This window comes from Mycobacterium sp. NTMscope_MAC_12 (assembly GCF_976985675.1).
Map to the genome: position 1 here is coordinate 4,530,503 of NZ_CDRJYY010000001.1, position 19,556 is coordinate 4,550,058.

General features: G+C 69.5%; 15 protein-coding genes. 6 read left to right on the forward strand and 9 right to left on the reverse strand.

The window, feature by feature from the left end; translation table 11 throughout:
- Positions 1–3: 3 nt before the first annotated feature.
- From rpoB to AC0KS4_RS20970, 3 genes are all read right to left on the reverse strand, one after another.
- On the reverse strand, positions 4–3,522 hold the full coding sequence (gene rpoB, locus AC0KS4_RS20960; RefSeq protein WP_238956848.1) for a DNA-directed RNA polymerase subunit beta: 3,519 nt from the start codon (positions 3,520–3,522) through the stop codon (positions 4–6).
- A 405-nt stretch (positions 3,523–3,927) separates the two neighbouring features.
- A complete protein-coding gene (locus AC0KS4_RS20965) occupies positions 3,928–4,938 on the reverse strand; it encodes an ABC transporter ATP-binding protein (RefSeq protein ID WP_225328312.1) in 1,011 nt (336 codons plus the stop codon).
- A 171-nt stretch (positions 4,939–5,109) separates the two neighbouring features.
- Positions 5,110–6,612, reverse strand: a complete 1,503-nt coding sequence (locus AC0KS4_RS20970; protein WP_238956849.1) for a carotenoid oxygenase family protein — start codon at positions 6,610–6,612, stop codon at positions 5,110–5,112.
- Between the two features lie 62 nt (positions 6,613–6,674).
- Here AC0KS4_RS20970 and AC0KS4_RS20975 point away from each other — a divergent pair, with 62 nt between their 5' ends.
- Positions 6,675–7,361, forward strand: a complete 687-nt coding sequence (locus AC0KS4_RS20975) for a TetR/AcrR family transcriptional regulator (protein ID WP_238956850.1) — start codon at positions 6,675–6,677, stop codon at positions 7,359–7,361.
- 50 nt (positions 7,362–7,411) lie between these two features.
- Here AC0KS4_RS20975 and rplL read toward each other — a convergent pair whose 3' ends face one another.
- The 6 genes from rplL to AC0KS4_RS21005 form a co-directional block, all read right to left on the reverse strand.
- Positions 7,412–7,804: a 50S ribosomal protein L7/L12 gene (rplL, locus tag AC0KS4_RS20980; RefSeq protein WP_008260886.1), complete on the reverse strand. Its 393-nt coding sequence runs from the start codon at positions 7,802–7,804 to the stop codon at positions 7,412–7,414.
- Positions 7,805–7,848: 44 nt separating this feature from the next.
- A complete protein-coding gene (gene rplJ, locus AC0KS4_RS20985) occupies positions 7,849–8,466 on the reverse strand; it encodes a 50S ribosomal protein L10 (protein WP_238956851.1) in 618 nt (205 codons plus the stop codon).
- Positions 8,467–8,711: 245 nt separating this feature from the next.
- A complete protein-coding gene (locus AC0KS4_RS20990) occupies positions 8,712–9,164 on the reverse strand; it encodes an anthrone oxygenase family protein (RefSeq protein ID WP_225328316.1) in 453 nt (150 codons plus the stop codon).
- Positions 9,165–9,201: 37 nt separating this feature from the next.
- A complete protein-coding gene (locus tag AC0KS4_RS20995) occupies positions 9,202–10,122 on the reverse strand; it encodes an ROK family protein (RefSeq protein WP_225328317.1) in 921 nt (306 codons plus the stop codon).
- A 5-nt stretch (positions 10,123–10,127) separates the two neighbouring features.
- The gene (locus AC0KS4_RS21000) at positions 10,128–10,745 is read right to left on the reverse strand and encodes a DUF7158 domain-containing protein (protein WP_225328318.1); all 618 of its coding nucleotides are present in this window, start codon (positions 10,743–10,745) and stop codon (positions 10,128–10,130) included.
- Positions 10,742–14,935, reverse strand: coding sequence for a glycoside hydrolase family 38 N-terminal domain-containing protein (locus AC0KS4_RS21005; protein WP_238956852.1), 4,194 nt, complete (start codon positions 14,933–14,935; stop codon positions 10,742–10,744). The genes AC0KS4_RS21000 and AC0KS4_RS21005 overlap by 4 nt, the downstream gene beginning before the upstream one ends.
- Before the next feature lie 83 nt (positions 14,936–15,018).
- Between AC0KS4_RS21005 and AC0KS4_RS21010 the strand changes: the two genes are divergently transcribed.
- The 5 genes from AC0KS4_RS21010 to AC0KS4_RS21030 all read left to right on the forward strand — a co-directional run bounded on the left by AC0KS4_RS21010 (position 15,019) and on the right by AC0KS4_RS21030 (position 19,400).
- The gene (locus AC0KS4_RS21010; protein ID WP_225328320.1) at positions 15,019–15,540 is read left to right on the forward strand and encodes a DinB family protein; all 522 of its coding nucleotides are present in this window, start codon (positions 15,019–15,021) and stop codon (positions 15,538–15,540) included.
- Positions 15,541–15,563: 23 nt separating this feature from the next.
- Positions 15,564–16,148 (forward strand): DinB family protein, encoded by a 585-nt coding sequence (locus AC0KS4_RS21015; RefSeq protein ID WP_238957390.1) that lies wholly within the window; start codon positions 15,564–15,566, stop codon positions 16,146–16,148.
- 40 nt (positions 16,149–16,188) lie between these two features.
- Entirely contained in the window at positions 16,189–17,535 is a 1,347-nt protein-coding gene (locus AC0KS4_RS21020; protein ID WP_238956853.1) for an ABC1 kinase family protein, read from the forward strand.
- A gap of 67 nt (positions 17,536–17,602) precedes the next feature.
- Positions 17,603–18,451 (forward strand): alpha/beta fold hydrolase, encoded by an 849-nt coding sequence (locus AC0KS4_RS21025; protein WP_255641914.1) that lies wholly within the window; start codon positions 17,603–17,605, stop codon positions 18,449–18,451.
- An 88-nt stretch (positions 18,452–18,539) separates the two neighbouring features.
- Positions 18,540–19,400 carry a cyclopropane mycolic acid synthase family methyltransferase gene (locus AC0KS4_RS21030; protein ID WP_225328323.1) on the forward strand — a complete coding sequence of 287 codons (861 nt, stop codon included), beginning with the start codon at positions 18,540–18,542 and terminating at the stop codon, positions 19,398–19,400.
- The last annotated feature ends 156 nt before the right edge of the window (positions 19,401–19,556 follow it).

The window sequence follows — 19,556 nt, forward strand, 5'->3', positions numbered from 1 at the left end:
TTGTTAGGCGAGGTCCTCAACGGACGCAGATTCGTTGCGGGACAAGTTGATTCCCAGGTTCGCCGCGGCCCGTTCGAGGTCCTCGTCCTCGCCTTCGCGCAACTCGATCGCCGCGCCGTCCGAGGAGAGCACCTCCACGTTGAGGCACAGCGACTGCAGTTCCTTGAGCAACACCTTGAAGGATTCGGGGATGCCCGGCTCCGGGATGTTCTCGCCCTTGACGATCGCCTCGTACACCTTGACCCGGCCGACGGTGTCGTCGGACTTGATGGTCAACAGCTCCTGCAGCGTGTACGCCGCGCCGTAGGCCTGCATGGCCCAGCACTCCATCTCACCGAAGCGCTGGCCACCGAACTGCGCCTTACCGCCCAGCGGCTGCTGGGTGATCATCGAGTACGGGCCGGTGGAGCGGGCGTGGATCTTGTCGTCCACCAGGTGGTGCAGCTTCATGATGTACATGTAGCCGACGGTCACCGGGTACGGGAACGGCTCGCCGCTGCGGCCGTCGAACAGCACCGACTTGCCGTCGCCGTCCACCATGACCTCGCCGTCGCGGTTGGGCAGCGTGCAGGACAGCATGCCCTGCAGCTCCTCCTCCTTGGCGCCGTCGAACACCGGCGTCGACACGATCTGATCCGGCTGCGCGTGCCGCAGCTCCTCGGGCAGGTTCACCGCCCAGTCGGGTGAACCGTCGATGTTCCAGCCGGACTTGGCGACCCAACCGAGGTGGGTCTCCAGGATCTGGCCGATGTTCATCCGTCGCGGCACCCCGTGGGTGTTCAGGATGATGTCCACCGGCGTGCCGTCCGGCAGGAACGGCATGTCCTCCTGCGGCAGGATCTTGCCGATCACGCCCTTGTTGCCGTGCCGTCCGGCCAGCTTGTCGCCGTCGGAGATCTTCCGCTTCTGGGCCACGTAGACGCGCACCAGCTCGTTGACACCGGCCGGCAGCTCGTCGTCGTCCTCGCGGGAGAACACCCGGATGCCGATGACCTTCCCGGACTCGCCGTGCGGCACCTTGAGCGAGGTGTCGCGGACCTCGCGGGCCTTCTCACCGAAGATCGCCCGCAGCAGCCGCTCCTCCGGCGTCAGCTCGGTTTCACCCTTCGGGGTCACCTTGCCGACCAGGATGTCGCCGTCGCGAACCTCGGCACCGATGCGCACGATGCCGCGCTCGTCGAGGTCGGCCAGCACCTCGTCGGAGACGTTCGGGATGTCCCGGGTGATCTCCTCGGCGCCCAGCTTGGTGTCGCGGGCGTCGATCTCGTGTTCCTCGATGTGGATCGAGGTGAGCACGTCCTCCTCGACCAGCCGGTTGGAGAGGATGATCGCGTCCTCGTAGTTGTGGCCCTCCCACGGCATGATCGCCACGAGCAGGTTCTTGCCCAGCGCCATCTCGCCGTTCTCGGTGCAGGGACCGTCGGCGATCACCTGGCCGGCCTCGACGCGGTCACCCGCGTCGACGATCGGCGACTGGTTGGCGCAGGTGCCGTGGTTGGACCGCTCGAACTTGCGCATCCGGTAGGTGTGGCGGGTGCCGTCGTCGGCCATCACGGTGATGTAGTCGGCGGAGACCTCCTCGATCACCCCGGCCTTCTCCGCGACGACGACATCGCCGGCGTCGATCGCCGCGCGCAGCTCCATGCCGGTGCCCACCAGCGGCGCCTCGCTGCGCACCAGCGGAACCGCCTGGCGCTGCATGTTGGCGCCCATCAGGGCACGGTTGGCGTCGTCGTGCTCGAGGAACGGGATCATCGCGGTGGCCACCGACACCATCTGGCGCGGCGACACGTCCATGTAGTCCACCTCGGACGACGGCACGTACTCGACCTCGCCCGCCTTCCGGCGGACCAGGACGCGCGACTCCTCGAACCGGCCCTTGCCGTCGATCGGCGAGTTCGCCTGCGCCACGACGTGGCGGTCCTCCTCGTCGGCCGTCAGGTAGTGGATCTCGTCGGTGACCACACCGTCGACCACCTTGCGGTACGGGGTCTCGATGAAGCCGAACGGGTTCACCCGCGCGTACACCGACAGCGAGCCGATCAGACCGATGTTGGGACCCTCCGGGGTCTCGATCGGGCACATGCGGCCGTAGTGCGACGGGTGGACGTCACGGACCTCCAGGCCGGCGCGCTCACGGGACAGACCGCCGGGGCCCAGCGCCGAGAGGCGGCGCTTGTGGGTCAGCCCGGACAGCGGGTTGTTCTGGTCCATGAACTGGCTCAGCTGGCTGGTGCCGAAGAACTCCTTGATCGCGGCGACGACCGGCCGGATGTTAATCAGCGTCTGCGGCGTGATGGCCTCGACGTCCTGCGTGGTCATCCGCTCGCGGACGACGCGCTCCATCCGCGACATGCCGACCCGGATCTGGTTCTGGATCAGCTCACCGACGGTGCGCAGGCGGCGGTTACCGAAGTGGTCGATGTCGTCGGTCTCCACCGGCACCTCGATGCCGCCGGGGACGGTCATCGTCGGCTGACCCTCGTGCAGGCGCACCAGGTATTCGATGGTCGCGACGACGTCTTCCTCGGTCAGCGTCGAGCTGGTGATCGGCTCGCCGGCGTGCAGGCCGAGCTTCTTGTTGACCTTGTAGCGGCCGACACGGGCCAGGTCGTAGCGCTTCTCCTTGAAGAACAGGTTCTCCAGCAGGGTCTGCGCGGACTCCTTGGTCGGCGGCTCGCCCGGACGCAGCTTGCGGTAGATGTCCAGCAGCGCCTCGTCGGTGCCGGCGGTGTTGTCCTTCTCCAGCGTCGACATCATGATCTCGGAGAAGCCGAAGCGCTCGGTGATCTGCTCGTTGCTCCAGCCCAGCGCCTTGAGCAGCACGGTGACCGGCTGGCGGCGCTTGCGGTCGATGCGCACGCCGACGGTGTCGCGCTTGTCGACGTCGAACTCGAGCCACGCGCCGCGGCTGGGGATCACCTTGACGCTGTGCAGCAGCTTCTCGGTCGACTTGTCGATGGTCTCGTCGAAGTACACACCGGGCGAGCGGACCAGCTGGCTGACCACGACGCGCTCGGTGCCGTTGATGATGAAGGTGCCCTTCTCGGTCATCATCGGGAAGTCACCCATGAACACCGTCTGGCTCTTGATCTCGCCGGTGTTGTTGTTGATGAACTCGGCCGTGACGAACAGCGGGGCCGCGTACGTCATGTCCTTGTCTTTGCACTCGTCGACCGGGGCCTTGACCTCGTCGAAGCGCGGGTCGGAGAACGACAGCGACATCGAGCCGGAGAAGTCCTCGATGGGCGAGAGCTCCAAGAGCACCTCTTCCAGGCCGCCCACCGGGGTGACCCCCGGCTTGCCCCCGTCACGGGCGGCGGCGGCCTCACGCCAGCGCGGCGCGCCGATCAACCACTCGAAGGAGTCGATCTGCACGTCAAGCAGGCCCGGAACCTCGAGGGGCTCGCGGAGCTTGGCGAAGGAAACTCGGTTAGGCGCTCCGGGCACGGAGCCGTTCGACGAACTTCCGTTAGAGGAATTTTGTGGGCGATCCGTCTTGCTCTGGCGGAAATCAGCCAAGATGCATCCTTCCAGCACCTCGTGCGACTCACGAAGGCCGGGACCACCGGCCAGCTCGCCGCGAAATTGTGTCGGTTCGGCCGGCGAACGATCTGTCCGGGTCTCACGCGCAACTAAAGAACTAAGCCACGTAAGGGGGCTCAGGCTTAGACCACGGTGTCAGGTGGCGGGTGAGGTGGGCAGGAGGTAGCCAGCGCAACGTCCAACAATAGCGCAGGACTGCGCATTCCTCAACTTCCCAGCCCTGGGGGTCCAAGGACATCGGCGCTGGCTGGCGATCTCGACTTCCCTCGGACAGTTCAGGTACATGCTGCCCAACAGACTGGCTCGTTTGGAGCCCGTCGTCAAGAGGGCGGGCCGGGAGTGTTACGCGGAGTTAGCGCGGAACCCGCCGGCGCGGGCGCCCTAGCCGCCGAACTCGTTCGCGCGGAACCTGTGAGTGCCCTCGAGGTCGTCGAGGATGGCCGCCTGAGCGTTCTTGGGCAGCGTGTGCAGGATCTCGCGCACCCGGGCCTGGCGCCGCGCGACGGCCTTGCGCTCGGGCATCCCCGGTGTCGCGACGATCTGCGGCGGCACACCCTCGATCTCCTCGACACCGCCGGCGTGGTGACCGGCGTCGATCATCGCCTGCTCTTCGGCCATGGTCGCCTCGTCCTTTTCCTCGGACATGCCGATCGGCCCGATGCGGCGCCCGTTGAGGAACTGCCGCACGACCGGCTCGTCGCTGGTCAGCAGCACCTCGCGCGGGCCGAACATGACCAGCTTGCGGCGAAACAGCATGCCCATGTTGTCCGGCACGGTGCGGGCGATGTTGATGTTGTGCGTCACGATCAACACCGTGGCGTCGATCTGGGCGTTGATGTCGAGGATCAGCTGGCTCAGGTAGGCGGTACGAACCGGGTCCAGACCGGAGTCGGGCTCGTCGCACAGGATGATCTGCGGGTCCATCACCAGCGCGCGGGCCAGGCTGGCGCGCTTGCGCATACCGCCGGAGATCTCACCGGGGAACTTCTTCTCGTCGCCGCCGAGCCCGACCAGGGTCAGCTTCTCCATGACGATGTCACGGATCTCGCCTTCCTTCTTCTTGGTGTGCTCGCGCAGCGGGAAGGCCGCGTTGTCGAAGAGGTTCATCGAACCGAACAGCGCGCCGTCCTGGAACATCACGCCGAACAGCGTGCGGATCTCGTAGAGCTCCTTGGCCGAACACTGCAGGATGTCCGTGCCGTCGATGACGACCGAGCCGCGCTCCGGGCGCAACAGCCCGATCAATGACTTCAGGAAAACCGATTTGCCGGTACCCGACGGTCCCAGCAGGACGCTGACCTCCCCGGCGGGGATTTCCAACGTCACGTCTTCCCAGATTCTCGAGGAACCGAAGGACTTGGTAAGTCCATTCACCTCGATTGCGACGCCCATGGGAAATCCTTCCGTCGACACTCGTGCCTGCCACCTGCCCTTTTGTGTGGCATGAGTCACTGTAGCGCACTGCTGCCACACGGCATCAGGGTTGCGGAACACAGCGGGGAAAAATTGGCCTTCCCGAGATCAGGCGGAAGCCCCCATGGCGCAACTTATTTGACGCACGTGTTAGCCAGCGGGCGCCCAATTGCCGTGGAATCCCATCGGCACCCGCTGCGGCAGATGCACGGTGGCGACGTGCTCGAGCGTCTGCGCGTCCAGTAACACCAGCTGCCCTTCGGCGCGGTCGCGGTGATACCCGAAGCCCATCAGGACGCCGTCGTCCTCGGCGCGCGCCGCGGGGCCGGGCACAAAACACATCTCGCCCAACAAAAGTCCGGCATCGAGGGGGGCCGTGGTGCTGGAGCCGCTCGCGTAGTCGTGCTTGTACACGGCGGTGGACATCTCGGATTCCCCGCCCGACAGGTACCCGCCGTCGGTCCCGATGGTGTAGCCGAACCGGTGCCGCCCGCCCAGCAAGCTCTGGTTGATCCGCGGGAACTCCTGCGGGCGCTCGTCGCGGCGTTCGCTGGTCACCGCCCCGGTGGCCAGGTTGACGGTCCAGCGGTCCAGCGTCGGCCGGCTGTCGCCGGGACCGCGCAGGTCACGGTCGAACATCCGCGAGTAGCGCACCACGTCGAGCACCAAAACCTCTGCCCCGCCGCGCATCTCGGAGTAGGCGTTGAGCGGGTGGTAGACGTAGCAGGGCTCGATGTCGAACCAGCGCACGTCGCGGTTACCGCCCTCTCGCGGCATCACCCCGATGCGCGCCGGGTAGTTGTCATCCCACCGGTAGGGCATCCGATTGATCGGCTGCCGATTCCGATTGATCGCCATCGTCATCGGGCTGGGCAGCCGCACGCGCCCGATGAGCGACTGCATCACCAGCCGGGCCGGCAAACTCAGCCAGCGGGGCACGTTCGCCGGCATCACCTGGACGGCGTCGAACGTGACCGGCAGGTCGTAGATCACCACGTACTTGTCGGTCAGCGAGAAGTCGTGCATCATCGGCGACCCGCCCACCTCGATGTCGACGGTGCGCCGGGCCCGGCCCTGGGTATCGATGACCGAGTACTGCACCGTGCGCCCGCGGGTGAACGAGTAGGACACCGCGTGCAATTCGCCGGTCCGCGGGTCGGCGTGCGGGTGGGCGGTGTATCCGCCGAACAGGCCTCCGTCGAAGTCGCAGGGCCCCTCGGTGTCCAGCTCGTCGGTCAGGCGGTAATTCGCCCCGCCGCCCTCGACGAGCGCGAGCGTGTGTCCGGCGTGGCTGAGCACATTGGTGTTGGGGCCGACGGAGAGCATGCCCGCCCGCGGGTCCAGCCCGGCGGGCGCGGGCTCGCCGAGAGCGGCGCAGACGTGGGCGGTGCGCACCCACCGGTTGCGGTACCAGCGGGCCTCGCCCCCGCGCAGCGCCACCCCGTGCACCATGCCGTCGCCGCTGAACCAGTGGTAGACCGCCGGGTCCACCTCGGCAACCGGGTTCGGCCCGTTGCGCAGGTAGCGCCCGTCGAGGTATTCGGGGATGCACCCGGTGACCTCGAGGTCGGTGGCGGTGACCTCCGCGCTCACCGGCGCCAGGACGTCTTCGAGGTAGGGATTGGCGGGCTTGGCGGTTGTCGTGGTCGCCATGGCTGAACTCCTATAACATTGTTATTTCAGCGTTATTGGCACCGTACGCCCCCGATGAGAAGATGGCAACGATGACTTCAGACGTTCAGCGCAGCGTTCGCCAGGACATGCTGTTCGCGGCGGTCGACCTGCTGCACGAACACGGCCCCGACGCGCTGCAGACCCGCAAGGTGGCCGGCGCCGCGGGCACCTCGACGATGGCGCTGTACACGCACTTCGGCGGGATGGGTGGGCTGATCGCGGAGGTGGCCGAGGAGGGCCTGCGGCAGTTCGACGCCGCGCTGGCCGCACCCGAGACCGGCGACCCGGTCGCCGACCTGTTCGTCATCGGCGCCGCCTACCGGCGCTACGCGATCAAGCGCCCGCACATGTACCGGCTGATGTTCGGCAGCACCAGCGCGCACGGCATCAACGCGCCCGCCCACAACGTCCTGACGCTGACGATCGGCGAGATCGAGCGCGGCTACCCCAGTTTCGCGCACGTCGTGCGCGCGGTGCACCGATGCGTGCAGGCCGGGCGCATCGGTGCCGGCGCGGCCGATGACGACGCGGCGGTGGTGGCGATAGCCGCCCAGTTCTGGGCGTCGATCCACGGCTTCGTCATGCTGGAGCTGGCCGGCTATTACGGCCAGGACAGCTCGGCCGTCGTCCCGGTGCTGGGTTCGATGACGTCGAACCTGCTTGTGGCCCTTGGGGATGCACCCGAGCGGGTGGCGCGCTCGCTGCAGACGGCGAGGGACGCCCACTGAGCACACGAAACCCCCGGGGTGGTGACCCCGGGGGTTTACGCGCGCCTGACTTACTTGACGGTGACGGTGGCGCCGGCGGCCTCGAGCTTGGTCTTGGCCTCGTCGGCGGCCTCCTTGGCGACCTTCTCCAGCAGCGGCTTGGGCGCGCCGTCGACCAGGTCCTTGGCCTCCTTGAGGCCCAAGCCGGAGACGATCTCGCGGACCACCTTGATGACGCCGATCTTCTTGTCGCCGGCGGACTCGAGGATCACGTCGAATTCCGACTGCTCCTCGGCGGCCTCGGCGGGCGCACCACCGGCGGCCGGGCCGGCCGCGGCAACGGCGACCGGGGCGGCCGCGGTGACCTCGAAGGTCTCCTCGAACTTCTTGACGAAGTCCGAGAGCTCCAGCAGCGTCATTTCCTTGAACGCGTCGAGCAGGTCGTCAGTAGACATCTTTGCCATGGGTGTGGGTCCTTCCTTGTTTTTCCAGGTTCCGGGTTGGGTTTTTATTCGGCTTCGGCCGGGGTTTCCGCAGCCTCAGCGGGTGCTTCGGAGGCTGCTTCCGGGGCGGGCTCCGCGGCGGCGGGCTCGGCGGAAGCTGCTGGTCCCTCTGCGGTTTTCTTCTCTTGCAACGCGGCCGCGAGCCGGGCGACCTGCGACGCCGGGGCGTTGAACAGCCCGGCCGCCTTGGCGAGGTTGCCCTTCATCGCGCCGGCCAGCTTGGCCAGCAGCACCTCGCGCGACTCGAGGTCGGCGATGCGCTCGACTTCGGCGACGGTCAGCGCGCGGCCGTCCATGTAGCCGCCCTTGATGACCAGCGCCTTGTGCTCCTTGGCGAAGGTCTTGATGGCCTTGGCGGCGTCGACCGGCTCGCCGGTGATGAACGCGATGGCCGTCGGGCCGGCGAAGAGTTCGTCGAGGCCGTCGAGCCCGGCTTCCGAAGCAGCCCGCTTGACCAGCGTGTTCTTGGCCACCGAGTAGGTGGCCGACGCGCCCAGCGAGCGCCGCAGCTCGGCCAGATTGGCGACCGTCAGACCGCGGTACTCGGTGACCAGGGCCGCGGTCGATTCCTTGAACTGCTCGGCGATGTCCGCGACGGCGGTGGCCTTGTCAGCCCTGGCCATGCCTACCTCCTGAAGTGAAGTCATGCGACGTGTCGTCTCGATTCCCCGAAAAACGACGAACGCCCCGGCGCAGGAAGCGGCCGGGGCGTACAAACACGCCGGCGCGAGCCGGCGCTGATGCCTCGTCCTCCTGCGTGGGCCGCCGGGATACTCCCGGACCTTCAACCGATTGCTCGGTGACCGACGGTCTTCGGTGGAACGGCTAACACAATAGCGTGGCCTGCGCGGTCAGCCAAAACGGCGACTCAGCCGCCGGCTCGGGTGACGCCGAGGGCCAGCAGGACGAACACCGCCACCAGCAGGGCCACCCGCAGCCGGTGCAGCCGATCCCACCGGGCCGCGAGGTCGCGCGAGAGCTCACCGGTGGCCGGCCATTTGGCGATGCGGTTGTTGATCGGCAGCAGCAGGATGACCGTCAGCAGGACGACCAACGCCATCAGGCCGCCGGCGACGCCGTACAGCCAGTCGCGCGACGCGCCCCGCTCCTTGATGGCGAGCGCCGCCAACAGCAACAGGCTCAGCGCGTACCAGAACGGCATCGTCGTGCCCAGCGCCCGGGCGGCGCCGCCGCGGGCCGCCCGGAAGGCGTCGTCGGGCAGCCGCGCGATGAGCGGGTTGAAGAACACCGCGACCGCCAGCTCCACGCCCACCAACAGGCCGGTGATCACGACCGCGAGCGCGTCGATGCTGTGGTTCATGCCAGTCAGCGTAAGGAGCCGCCTCCGGCGGCCTGCGTCAGCCGAGGGCCGCGAGCCGGGCCGCGCCGATCAGACCGGCCGCACCGCCCAGCTCGCCGGGCACCACACGCAGCCCGGACAGGAAGCCCAGCCCGGCGTAGTCGGCCAGCTTCGCCCGCAGCGGGTCGAAGAGCAGCGACCCGGATTTGGACACCCCTCCCCCGATCACGACGAGGTCCAGATCGCAGACCGCGCCGACCGAGGCGATCATCGCGGCGAGCGCGTTCGCCGATCGGCGAAAGGCCCGCTGGGCCAACGGGTCTCCGGCCGCCGCCGCGGCGGCCAGGTCCCTGGCGCCCGCGCCGGGCGGCGCCGCCCACCCGTTATCCCGCGCCCAGCGCACCATCCACGGCCCGGACGCCACCGTCTCCACGCAGCCGCGGCCGCCGCAGGCGCACGGCGGCCCGTCCAGTTCGACCACGATGTGCCCGACGTGACCGGCGTTGCCGGTGCGCCCGGCGTAGGGGACGCCGTCGAGCACCAGGCCGCCGCCCACCCCGGTGGAGACCACCATGCCCAGCAGGAATCGGGCGTCGGGACCCGCGCTGCGGCCCGCGCCGATCCAGTGCTCCCCCAACGCCATGCACAGGCCGTCGCCGCCCAGCACCACCGGCACCCCGGGCACCGCGGCGGCGACCCTGTCGCGCAGCGGGAAACGGTCCCAGCCCGCGATGTTGATCGGGCTGACCGACCCGGTGTGCAGGTCGATCGGCCCGGCCGAGCCGATGCCGACGGCGGTGATCGGGCCCTCGGCGGCCCGCACCGCGTCGGCGATCATCGCCTCGACGACGGCCCACACGTCGCCGGCGGCGGCCGCGGCCGGGGTGGGGCGGATCGCGGTGTACATCAGCGCGCCGCCCGAATCGGCCAGTGCGGCCGCGATTTTGGTGCCGCCGATGTCCAGACAGAGGGTGGCCATGGCGCTCAGTGCCGGTGGGTGTTGTCGGGTTGGCGCGGGTCGCCGGGATGCTCGTAGCCCGGCGCGAGCCGCACCAGCTCGGCGCGGCGCGCGTGCAGCCACAGCCGGAAGGCGCGCCGCCGCGCGGCGCCGCGCAGATGCTCGGCGATCACCGGCCGCACCTCGTCCAGCGGTGGAGCGACCGACACCGTTGTGCGCCAGCCGTTTTCACCCTGCGCGGCCGCGGCGAACCGCAGCGGGTTGCGGGCGTGATAGGCGGCCACCTCGTCGTCGGTGACGGTCACCGCGGCGGTGACGTCGGCGAACAGAGCCCGGGCGAGCGGATCGGCCAGCACGGCCGCGGCGACGCTGCCGATCTCCAGCCGCGCGGTCACGTCGGGCAGCAGCTCCGCCTCGGGGGGCGCTGCGCGCGAGCTCAGCCCGCGCGCGGCCGCCTCGGCGGCGACCACCCGTTCGGTCACGATGAGCTGGGTCAGCCAGCGCCGCAGTTGGCGGCCCTCGCTGGTGCCGGCGGTCGGCAGCGCGCCCGCCCCCCGCGCGGCCCGCAGCCGCGTTTCGGCCGCGTCGATCTCGCCGGACGACACGGGGATGCCGGCGACGGTCGCGATCGGGTGCCCGCTCATGTCACCGTCACCCGCGCCGCGGGCGAGTAGACCAGCCGCCCGGCGCAGCCGATGCGCACCAGCGCCCACCACTCGCCGGGTTCCAGCCAGGCCGGCGGGGCCACTCGGAAGCCGAGGTCGACGGTGCCGCGGGCGGGCAGGACCGCGCCGATCGCGGCGGGGCCCATCCATTCCCACGTGCCCCAGGGGCTGATCAGGTGCGCCTCGAGCGCCAGGTCGGCCCGGGCGTGGGTGCCGACGGTGACGGTCAGGTCGCCCGCTTCGCCCGGCCGCAGCGTGACCTCGGTGGGCCCGTCGGCAAGGTAGACCAGCTCGCCGGGGTCCACCGGTGCGCCGCCCACCGCGACCACGCACACGTCCTCGACCCCCTGCCGCCAGGCGGCGGGGATCTCCTCCCCGGTGAGGCGCAACTCGGCCCGGACCGGGTAGAGGCCCGGTTCCGCCCCCGGCGGGATCGACACCACCACGTCGGCCTCCAGGTGGCCGCCGCTGCCCAGGGTGAAGGGCAGCTCGGCGGGCGCGGCCGACCAGCCGTCGGGGCACGCGAGCACAACCCCGCCGCGCAGCGTGGCGTCGCTGCAGTCGCTGACCGCGGTGACGCGCAGCGCCACCTCGCCGCCGGGCTGCGCGTTGACCAGCGGCGGGTGCAGGTGGGCGACCGCCGGCAGGCCGCCGAGCGGTGCGGGGCCCCGGTTGTGCAGCCAATAACGGGCGTAGAGCGGCTGGGCGGCCTCGGCGTACGGCGCCAGCGCGGCGGGGCCCGACGGCGTCGCGGGCAGCTCGATCCGGGCCAGCACGGTCGCCACCTGGTAGCCGTGCAGGTCGACCGAATCCAGCCGCTCGGCGGGAGTCTCGAGAAGATCGGCGCGCCGCAGGTCGCCGAACGCCGCGACGTCCGAGCCGAGGACCACGCGCGCGCCCGCCCCGGTCGTTTCCACCAACCGCAGGGCGACCGCGTTCGGGTCGAGCGGCGCGGCGCTGCCCGCGGTCAACGGGTTGCCGGCCGCCTTGAGGGCAGCCAGGTGGACCGAGTCGGCGGGCTCGACGCGCAGCAGTGCACCCGCGGGCGGCAGCGCACCGGGCCGCCGGCCCCCGGCGACGGCGAGCAGCGGCTGCGAGAACTGCGCGCTGCGGGTGGGGATGTCCGCGCGCCGCCAGTCGCCGTCGCCGCTGACCAGCGCGTAGTCGAAGTCGTGGGTCCAGTGCTGCAGCTGGAAGTTGGAGCCGTCCGGCGCGGTGCGGCGCGGGTCGTCGATCCAGATGCCCGACGGCCAGCCGGTGCACGAGCGCATCAGAGCGGTGTGCAGGGTGCCCTCGGTGTCGACGGCGAAGCTGGGCACCCCCCGGTTGAGCAGGGCGACGGTGCGGTCGTCGAACGCGTCGGTTCCCGACGCGGGCTGCTGCGCGACGACGATCTCGGCATCGCCGAGGTCCTCGGCCAGCGCGGCGATCTCGGCCCGCAGGTCCTCCTCGTCGCGGCCGTCGATCACCAGCACCGGCAGCGCCCCCAGCGGACGGAGGTCGGCGCCCGGCACCCACACCGCGGCCAGCGGCGCCTCGGCCGGCACCCACACCCGCGCCCGGCCGGTCGCCGCCAGCTGGCGGTCCAGCTCTTTGGCGTACACCGGATCGGCGTGGTCCAGCACCGCGGCGGCGAAGGCGTTGCGGCCCGGGCCGCCCAGCGCGATCCGCACGTCGGGCAGGTTGGAATCCACCGCGAGGTGGCCGTAGCGCGGCTTATCCGCGGCGCTGCAGGTGGCCGTGACTCCGGCGCGGACCAGCGCCACCATCAACTCGCGCGCCAGCGGCCCGGACACCGTCTCCGCCGGCGACACCACCTCGGCGACCGAGATCGCCCGCGCGCCGGCCCCCGACACCCGGACCCGGGCCGCCGAGGACAGGCCGAACCAGCCGTACGCCGGGTTGTCCAACGTCCAGAGGTGCCGGGCGGCGTCCACGGCGCGCGACCCGTCGTGCAGCAGGGCGAAACCCCGGCCGACGACGGCGTCGCCCACGTCGCTGACCGGCATGGCGCCCGGCACCGGGCACGGCCAGCGCAGCCGCACCAGCTGATCGGCGCCGGTGAAGTCGTCGATCGTGGTGCGGCAGTCGACCCGCGCGACGCCGCGCCACAGCGTCAGGGTCTGGGTGTAACGCAGCAGCGTGCCGATCCGGCCGCGCACCACCACCCGCTGACCGAGGGGCCCGTGAAAGGCCTGCACCCGCGCCGGCGCTTCCGACGAGCACACCACCGGGCCCTTGGGCAGCAGATGCCACGGGCCCTCGCCCTGCGTCGGGTGCGACGGGTATTCCTCGTAGACGGCGAGCTCGTTGCCGACCCGCCCGTCGGCGATCAGCTCGCGGTCCCCCTGGCCGGACAAGCCGATCAGCGACGCGACCGCCCCGCCGCGGGCCGCGTCGACCTCGACCCGGTAGTGCTCGTTGGCGATCACCGCTCCCGGCACCGGCTCCCAGCCGGGCGCCCGGTTGTCGGTGGGAACCAGCCGGTAGGCCCGCCAGCCCAGCGACCCGACGTCGCGGGCCAGCCAGCTGACCGAGCTCCCGTCGTGCTCGACCAGGGCGGGCACCTCGGCGCCGTCGGCGTCCAGCACCCGCACGCCCGCGCGCAGCGGCGGATCGACCCGGGCGGTGACGACGTCGGTGCGCCGGTGGGCCAGCGGGTTCCACACGACGACGTCGCCGTCGATCGCCCCGGACAAAAGCGCCAGCGACGTGTCCCGGGCCGCGCGGCCCAGCTCCCACGCGTCGCGCCAGCCGGTCAACAGGTCGAGGTAGACCTGGTCGGATTCCGAGCCGGTAATCGCGTCGTGGTGCGCGCCGTAGGCCAGCTGCACCCACGCCTTGGCCAAGGCCGCATGCGGGTAGTCGGCGCCGGTCATCAGCGCCGCGAAGACCGCGAACCGCTCGGCCGCCAGCACGGCGTGCTCGGCGGCCCGGTTGGCTTGTTTGGTGTCGATGTAGGACACGTCCTTGCCCGTGTAGATCGGGTTCATGTCCCGGGTCTGCGGCGACGGTTCCCGGGGCGCGCCGCGCCCGTGCGCCAGCTCGGCGCGCACCGCCGCGAAGAACTCGCGCGGCAGCGCGCACACGAATCGCGGCCAGGTGTAGCGGGCCGCCCAGTCGCGATGGATCGCGGTGACCCACGTGTTGGGCGGGGTGTAGTCGGTGCCGACGGGCAGCAGCACGTTGCGGGTCAGCGCCACCGTTTTGAGCTGATCGAACAACTCGTAGGTGGCGTCGGAGGCCTCACTGAGCGACGCGGCGGAGTCCATCCACCACCCGGCCGAGTAATGCGCGGGCATGTAGTGGGTGAGCAGGCCGCGGCCCGACGGGGAGATCCACTCGAACTCGCTGCAGAACTGCATGCCGCCCAGACCGCCGTCGCTGTGCGCCGGACCCCACTGGTGATGCGGTCCCCGGGCCCACGAACTCGACGTCAGCCCGGCGTCGGCGGCCAGCCCCGGGAACTGCGGGTCGTGGCCGAACACGTCCAGCTGCCACGCGGTCGCCGGGTCAGCACCCAGGACGTGGCGCTGAAAACCCATGCCGTGCACCAGGTTTCGGATGGTTGTTTCCGGGCTGGTGAGGTTGGTGTTGGGTTCGTTGTAGGTGCCGCCCATCACCTCGACGCGGCCCTGCGCGATGAACCGGCGCAGGTCGGCGCGGTCCTCGGGCCGGGTGTCCCAATACGGCTTGAGGTAATCCACCTCGGCGAGCACGAACTTGTACTCGGGCTCCCGGCGCGCCATCTCCAGATGGGCGTGCACGAGTCCGAAGCCGTTGGTCTGCCGGGCACGCCCTGGCGGGTCCTCGGTCCATTCGCTGGTGTAGGCGCCCTGGGTGTTCCACCACACCGGGTCGTAGTGGAAATGACTGACCATGAACATGGTCCAGCCGGGCTCGGCGACCGTGAAGTCGAACGGCAGGTGCGCGCGGCCGGCGTGCACCCGCGCCGACCGGCGTTCGCCGACGACCGGGCGGTCCACGGTGACCGGGACCTCGACGAGCCCGTCGCCGATATCGGCGACCGCCTCCCCGCTCAGGCCGTCCCCGTCGATGCGGACCCGCGTCGGCTCGCGCACCCCGGCGACGGTGACGCGCGCCAGCTGCAGCGGGTCTTCCGGCGGCCCGACGAAAAGCTCCGTGGACTCCGCCGAAACCAGCTGCATCCCCGCACTTTACGGCGGCGCGGCGAACCGAGAAACCCGTCGCCTGACCACGAACCTGTCCCATTGGTGGAAAGCTCGGTGCCATGGCGGATCTGACCACCCAACTGGCCGACCAGCTCGACTGGCACTGGCGCAACCAGTTGCGCCCTCGCCTGGGCGGCATGACCGACGACGAGTACTTTTGGCAGCCGGTGCCCCACTGCTGGACCGTGCACCCGGACGGGTCGATCGACTTCGCGTTCCCGGCGCCCAGCCCGGCGCCGTTCACCACGATCGCGTGGCGCATGGCGCACGTCATTGTCGGTGTGTTCGCGATGCGTGCCCATCATCATTTCGGTGGACCGTCCGCCGATTACCAGAGTTGGAACTACGCCACCACCGCCGCCACCGCCCTGCGGCAACTGGACGAGACGTACGCGGTGTGGATCAACGGTGTACGGTCGCTGTCCGCCGCCGACCTGACCCGCCGCTGCGGCGCGGCCGAAGGGCCGTACGCCGACTACCCGCTGAGCGAGCTGGACTTGCACATCAATCGGGAAGCGATCCACCATGGCGCCGAAATCGCTTGTCTGCGCGACCTTTACGTTCACAACAGGATGGATTGACAATGCCCGCCCTCGCCCCGCCGGTGGCCGACGAACGCAGCGCCCTGCGCGAATTCCTCGCGTTCCACCAGAGCGCGTATTTCGCCGTGTCGTACGGCCTCACCGACGAACAGGCCCGCTCGACGCCCTCGGTCAGCGCGCTGTCGATCGGCGGGCTGGTCAAGCACGCCACCGGGATGCAGCGCAGCTGGATGGCGCGCGTCGCCGCCGCGCCGGACGCGCCGCCGAAAGACACCCGCCCGTTCGAGCAGATCAGCAAGGAGTTCGCCGACCAGCACGTGATGCGGGCCGACGAGACGCTGGACGGGATGCTGCGCGCCTTCGAGGCCCAGAACGCGGAATCGCTTCGGCTGGTCGAGACCGCGGACCTCGATGCCGCGGTGCCCGTCCCGCGGGACATCCCGTGGTTCCCCAAGGACCAGCGGGCCTGGTCGGTGCGCTGGGTGATCCTGCACGTGATCAACGAGCTGGCCCGGCACGCCGGGCATGCCGACATCATCCGGGAGGCGATCGACGGCGCCACCATGTACGAGCTGATCGCCGGGCTCGAAGGCTGGGCGATCCAGGGGTGGGTGCAGCCGTGGCGGGGTGGGGATCGCCCCCGGTAGAGATTGGGACTTGCCAGCACCGGTTTGGCAGACTGCTGGAATGAGCTCTACCAAACATCGAGAGGTGGCCAAGCTCGACCGGGTGCCGTTGCCGGTCGAAGCGGCCCGGGTAGCGGTGACCGGTTGGCAGGTCACCCGCTCCGCCGCTCGCATCGTCACCAAGCTGCCGGGCAGGGGCCCGTGGCAGCAGAAGGTGATCAAGCAACTCCCCCAGACCTTCGCCGACCTGGGACCGACGTACGTCAAGTTCGGGCAGATCATCGCGTCGAGCCCGGGCGCGTTCGGCGAGTCGCTGTCCCGGGAGTTCCGCGGCCTGCTGGACCGGGTGCCCCCCGCCGACTCCGGCGAGGTACACAAGCTGTTCATCGAGGAGCTCGGCGCCGACCCGTCCGAACTGTTCGCCAGCTGGGACGAGGAGCCGTTCGCGTCGGCCTCCATCGCCCAGGTGCACTACGCGACCCTGCACAGCGGCGAGGAGGTCGTCGTCAAGATCCAGCGGCCGGGCATCCGCCGCCGGGTCGCCGCCGACCTGCAGATCCTCAAACGCTTCGCCCAGGCCGTCGAGGTGGCCAAGCTGGGCCGGCGGCTGTCCGCGCAGGACGTCGTCGCCGACTTCTCGGACAACCTGGCCGAGGAGCTCAATTTCCGGCTGGAGGCGCAGTCGATGGAGGCGTGGGTGTCGCACCTGCACACCTCCCCGCTGGGCCGCAACATCCGGGTGCCGCAGGTGTATTGGGACTTCACCAGCGACCGGGTGCTGACGATGGAGCGGGTGTCGGGCATCCGCATCGACGACGTCGCCGCCATCCGCAAGGCCGGTTTCGACGGCGTCGAGCTGGTGAAGGCGCTGCTGTTCTCGCTATTCGAAGGCGGGCTGAGGCACGGGCTGTTCCACGGCGACCTGCACGCGGGCAACCTCTATGTGGACGACCAGGGCCGCATCGTGTTCTTCGACTTCGGCATCATGGGCCGCATCGATCCCCGGACCCGCTGGCTGCTGCGCGAATTGGTGTACGCGCTGCTGGTCAAGAAGGACCACGCCGCGGCGGGCAAGATCGTGGTGCTGATGGGCGCGGTCGGCACCATGAAGCCCGAAGCCGAGGCCGCCAAGGACCTGGAAAAGTTCGCCACCCCGCTGACCATGCAGACGCTGGGCGACATGTCGTATGCCGACATCGGCCGGCAGCTGTCCGCCCTGGCCGACGCCTACGACGTCAAGCTGCCCCGCGAGCTGGTGCTGATCGGCAAACAGTTCCTCTACGTCGAGCGCTACATGAAGCTGCTGGCGCCGAAATGGCAAATGATGTCGGATCCGCAATTGACCGGGTATTTCGCGAACTTCATGGTCGAAGTCAGCCGCGAACACTCCTCCGACGTCGAGGTTTAGGAGCGCCGCGGTGCAGGTGCGCACGGGATACGCCCTATCAGGCGACCTGAAGCTGTACTACGAGGACATGGGCGACGTCGACGACCCGCCCGTCCTGCTGATCATGGGACTGGGAGCCCAGCTGGTGTTGTGGCGCACCGCGTTCTGCGAAAAGCTGGTCGACCGGGGTCTGCGCGTCATCCGGTACGACAACCGCGACGTCGGCCTGTCCAGCAAGACCCGGTACGGCAGCTCGGGGCAGCCGCTGGCCACGCGGTTGGCCCGGTCCTGGCTGGGCCTGCCCAGCAACGCGGTCTACAAGCTCGAGGACATGGCCGACGACGCCGCGGCCGTGCTCGATCACCTGGGCATCGAGCGCGCCCACGTCGTCGGCGCGTCGATGGGCGGCATGATCGCCCAGATCTTCGCCGCGCGCTTCCGCGAGCGGACCCGAACCCTGGCGATCATCTTCTCCAGCAACAACGCGGCCCTGCTGCCGCCGCCGGCGCCGCGCGCGTTGCTGGCGCTGCTGAAAGGGCCGCCGCCGGACTCGCCGCGGGAGGTGATCATCGACAACGCGGTGCGCGTCGGCAAGATCATCGGAAGCCCGCGCTACCGGGTGCCCGACGAACAGGCCCGCGCCGAGGCCGCCGAGGGGTACGACCGCAACTACTACCCGCAGGGCGTGGCGCGGCACTTCGCCGCCGTGCTGGGCAGCGGGAGCCTGCGGCGCTACAACCGGGGCACCGTCGCTCCCACCGTGGTGATCCACGGCCGGGCGGACAAGTTGATGCGGCCCTTCGGGGGCCGCGCGGTGGCCCGCGCCATCGACGGCGCCCGATTGGTGTTATTCGACGGGATGGGTCATGATCTGCCACAGCAGTTGTGGGACCAGGTGGTCGGCGTGCTGACAAACAATTTCGCTAGGGCGTGCTGAGCCAAAAAGCATTCTGCCGAAACGTTTCCCCGCATTTTCAGTCCAAGGCGGCGGGTTGTACGGTTGTCGAAGGAGGATGGGTGTAGCGATGGTCAAGCTGGAGCCGTATTACGAAGAGTCGCAGGCGACCTACGACATTTCGGACGACTTCTTCGCGTTGTTCCTCGACCCCAACATGGTGTACACCTGCGCCTATTTCAAAGACGATGACATGACGCTGGCCGAGGCGCAGCTCGCCAAGCTGGACCTGGGGCTGGACAAGCTGAACCTGGAGCCGGGCATGACGGTGCTCGACGTCGGGTGCGGCTGGGGTGGGGCCGTGGTCCGGGCGCTGGAGAAATACGACGTGAATGTCATCGGCATCACGCTCAGCCGCAACCACTACGCGCGCACCAAGGCCAGGCTGGCCGAGATCCCGACGACGCGGCGGGCCGAGGCCCGGCTGCAGGGGTGGGAAGAGTTCGACGAGCACGTCGACCGGATCATCAGCTTCGAGGCCTTCGACGCGTTCAAAAAGGAACGCTGGCCCGCGTTCTGGGACTGGGCCTACGAAACCCTCCCCAACGACAGCCGGATGCTGATGCACAGCATCTTCACCTACCCGCAATCGCACTGGAAAGAAGTCGGCATCAAAATCACGATGTCGGACCTGCGTTTCCTGCACTTCCTCGGCAAGGAAATCTTTCCCGGCGGGCAGATGTGCGGCGAAGCCGACATCGTCGACCTTTCGCGAGCCAGCGGGTTCACCCTCGAGCAGGCGCAATACCTGCAGCCGCACTACGCCCGGACGCTGGACACGTGGGCGGCCAACCTCGAGGCCAATCGCGAGCGCGCGATCGCCCTGCAGTCCCAAGAGGTCTACGACCGGTTCATGCGCTACCTGACGGGCTGCGCGAACCTCTTCCGCAAAGGGATCTCCAACGTGGCCCAGTACACGCTCACCAAGTAGCGTCGGCGGAAAGTAGAGTTTGGCTGCGCGGTCGGGCCCGCGACGCGCGCTCGCACCCTTAGGAGACGATGCCTCGCCGTTGGGTATCGTTGCTGCTCAACCGGACGCCTCGATGCGCGCGCAACCAGGGGCAGCGAACGTCATCCAGGAGAACAG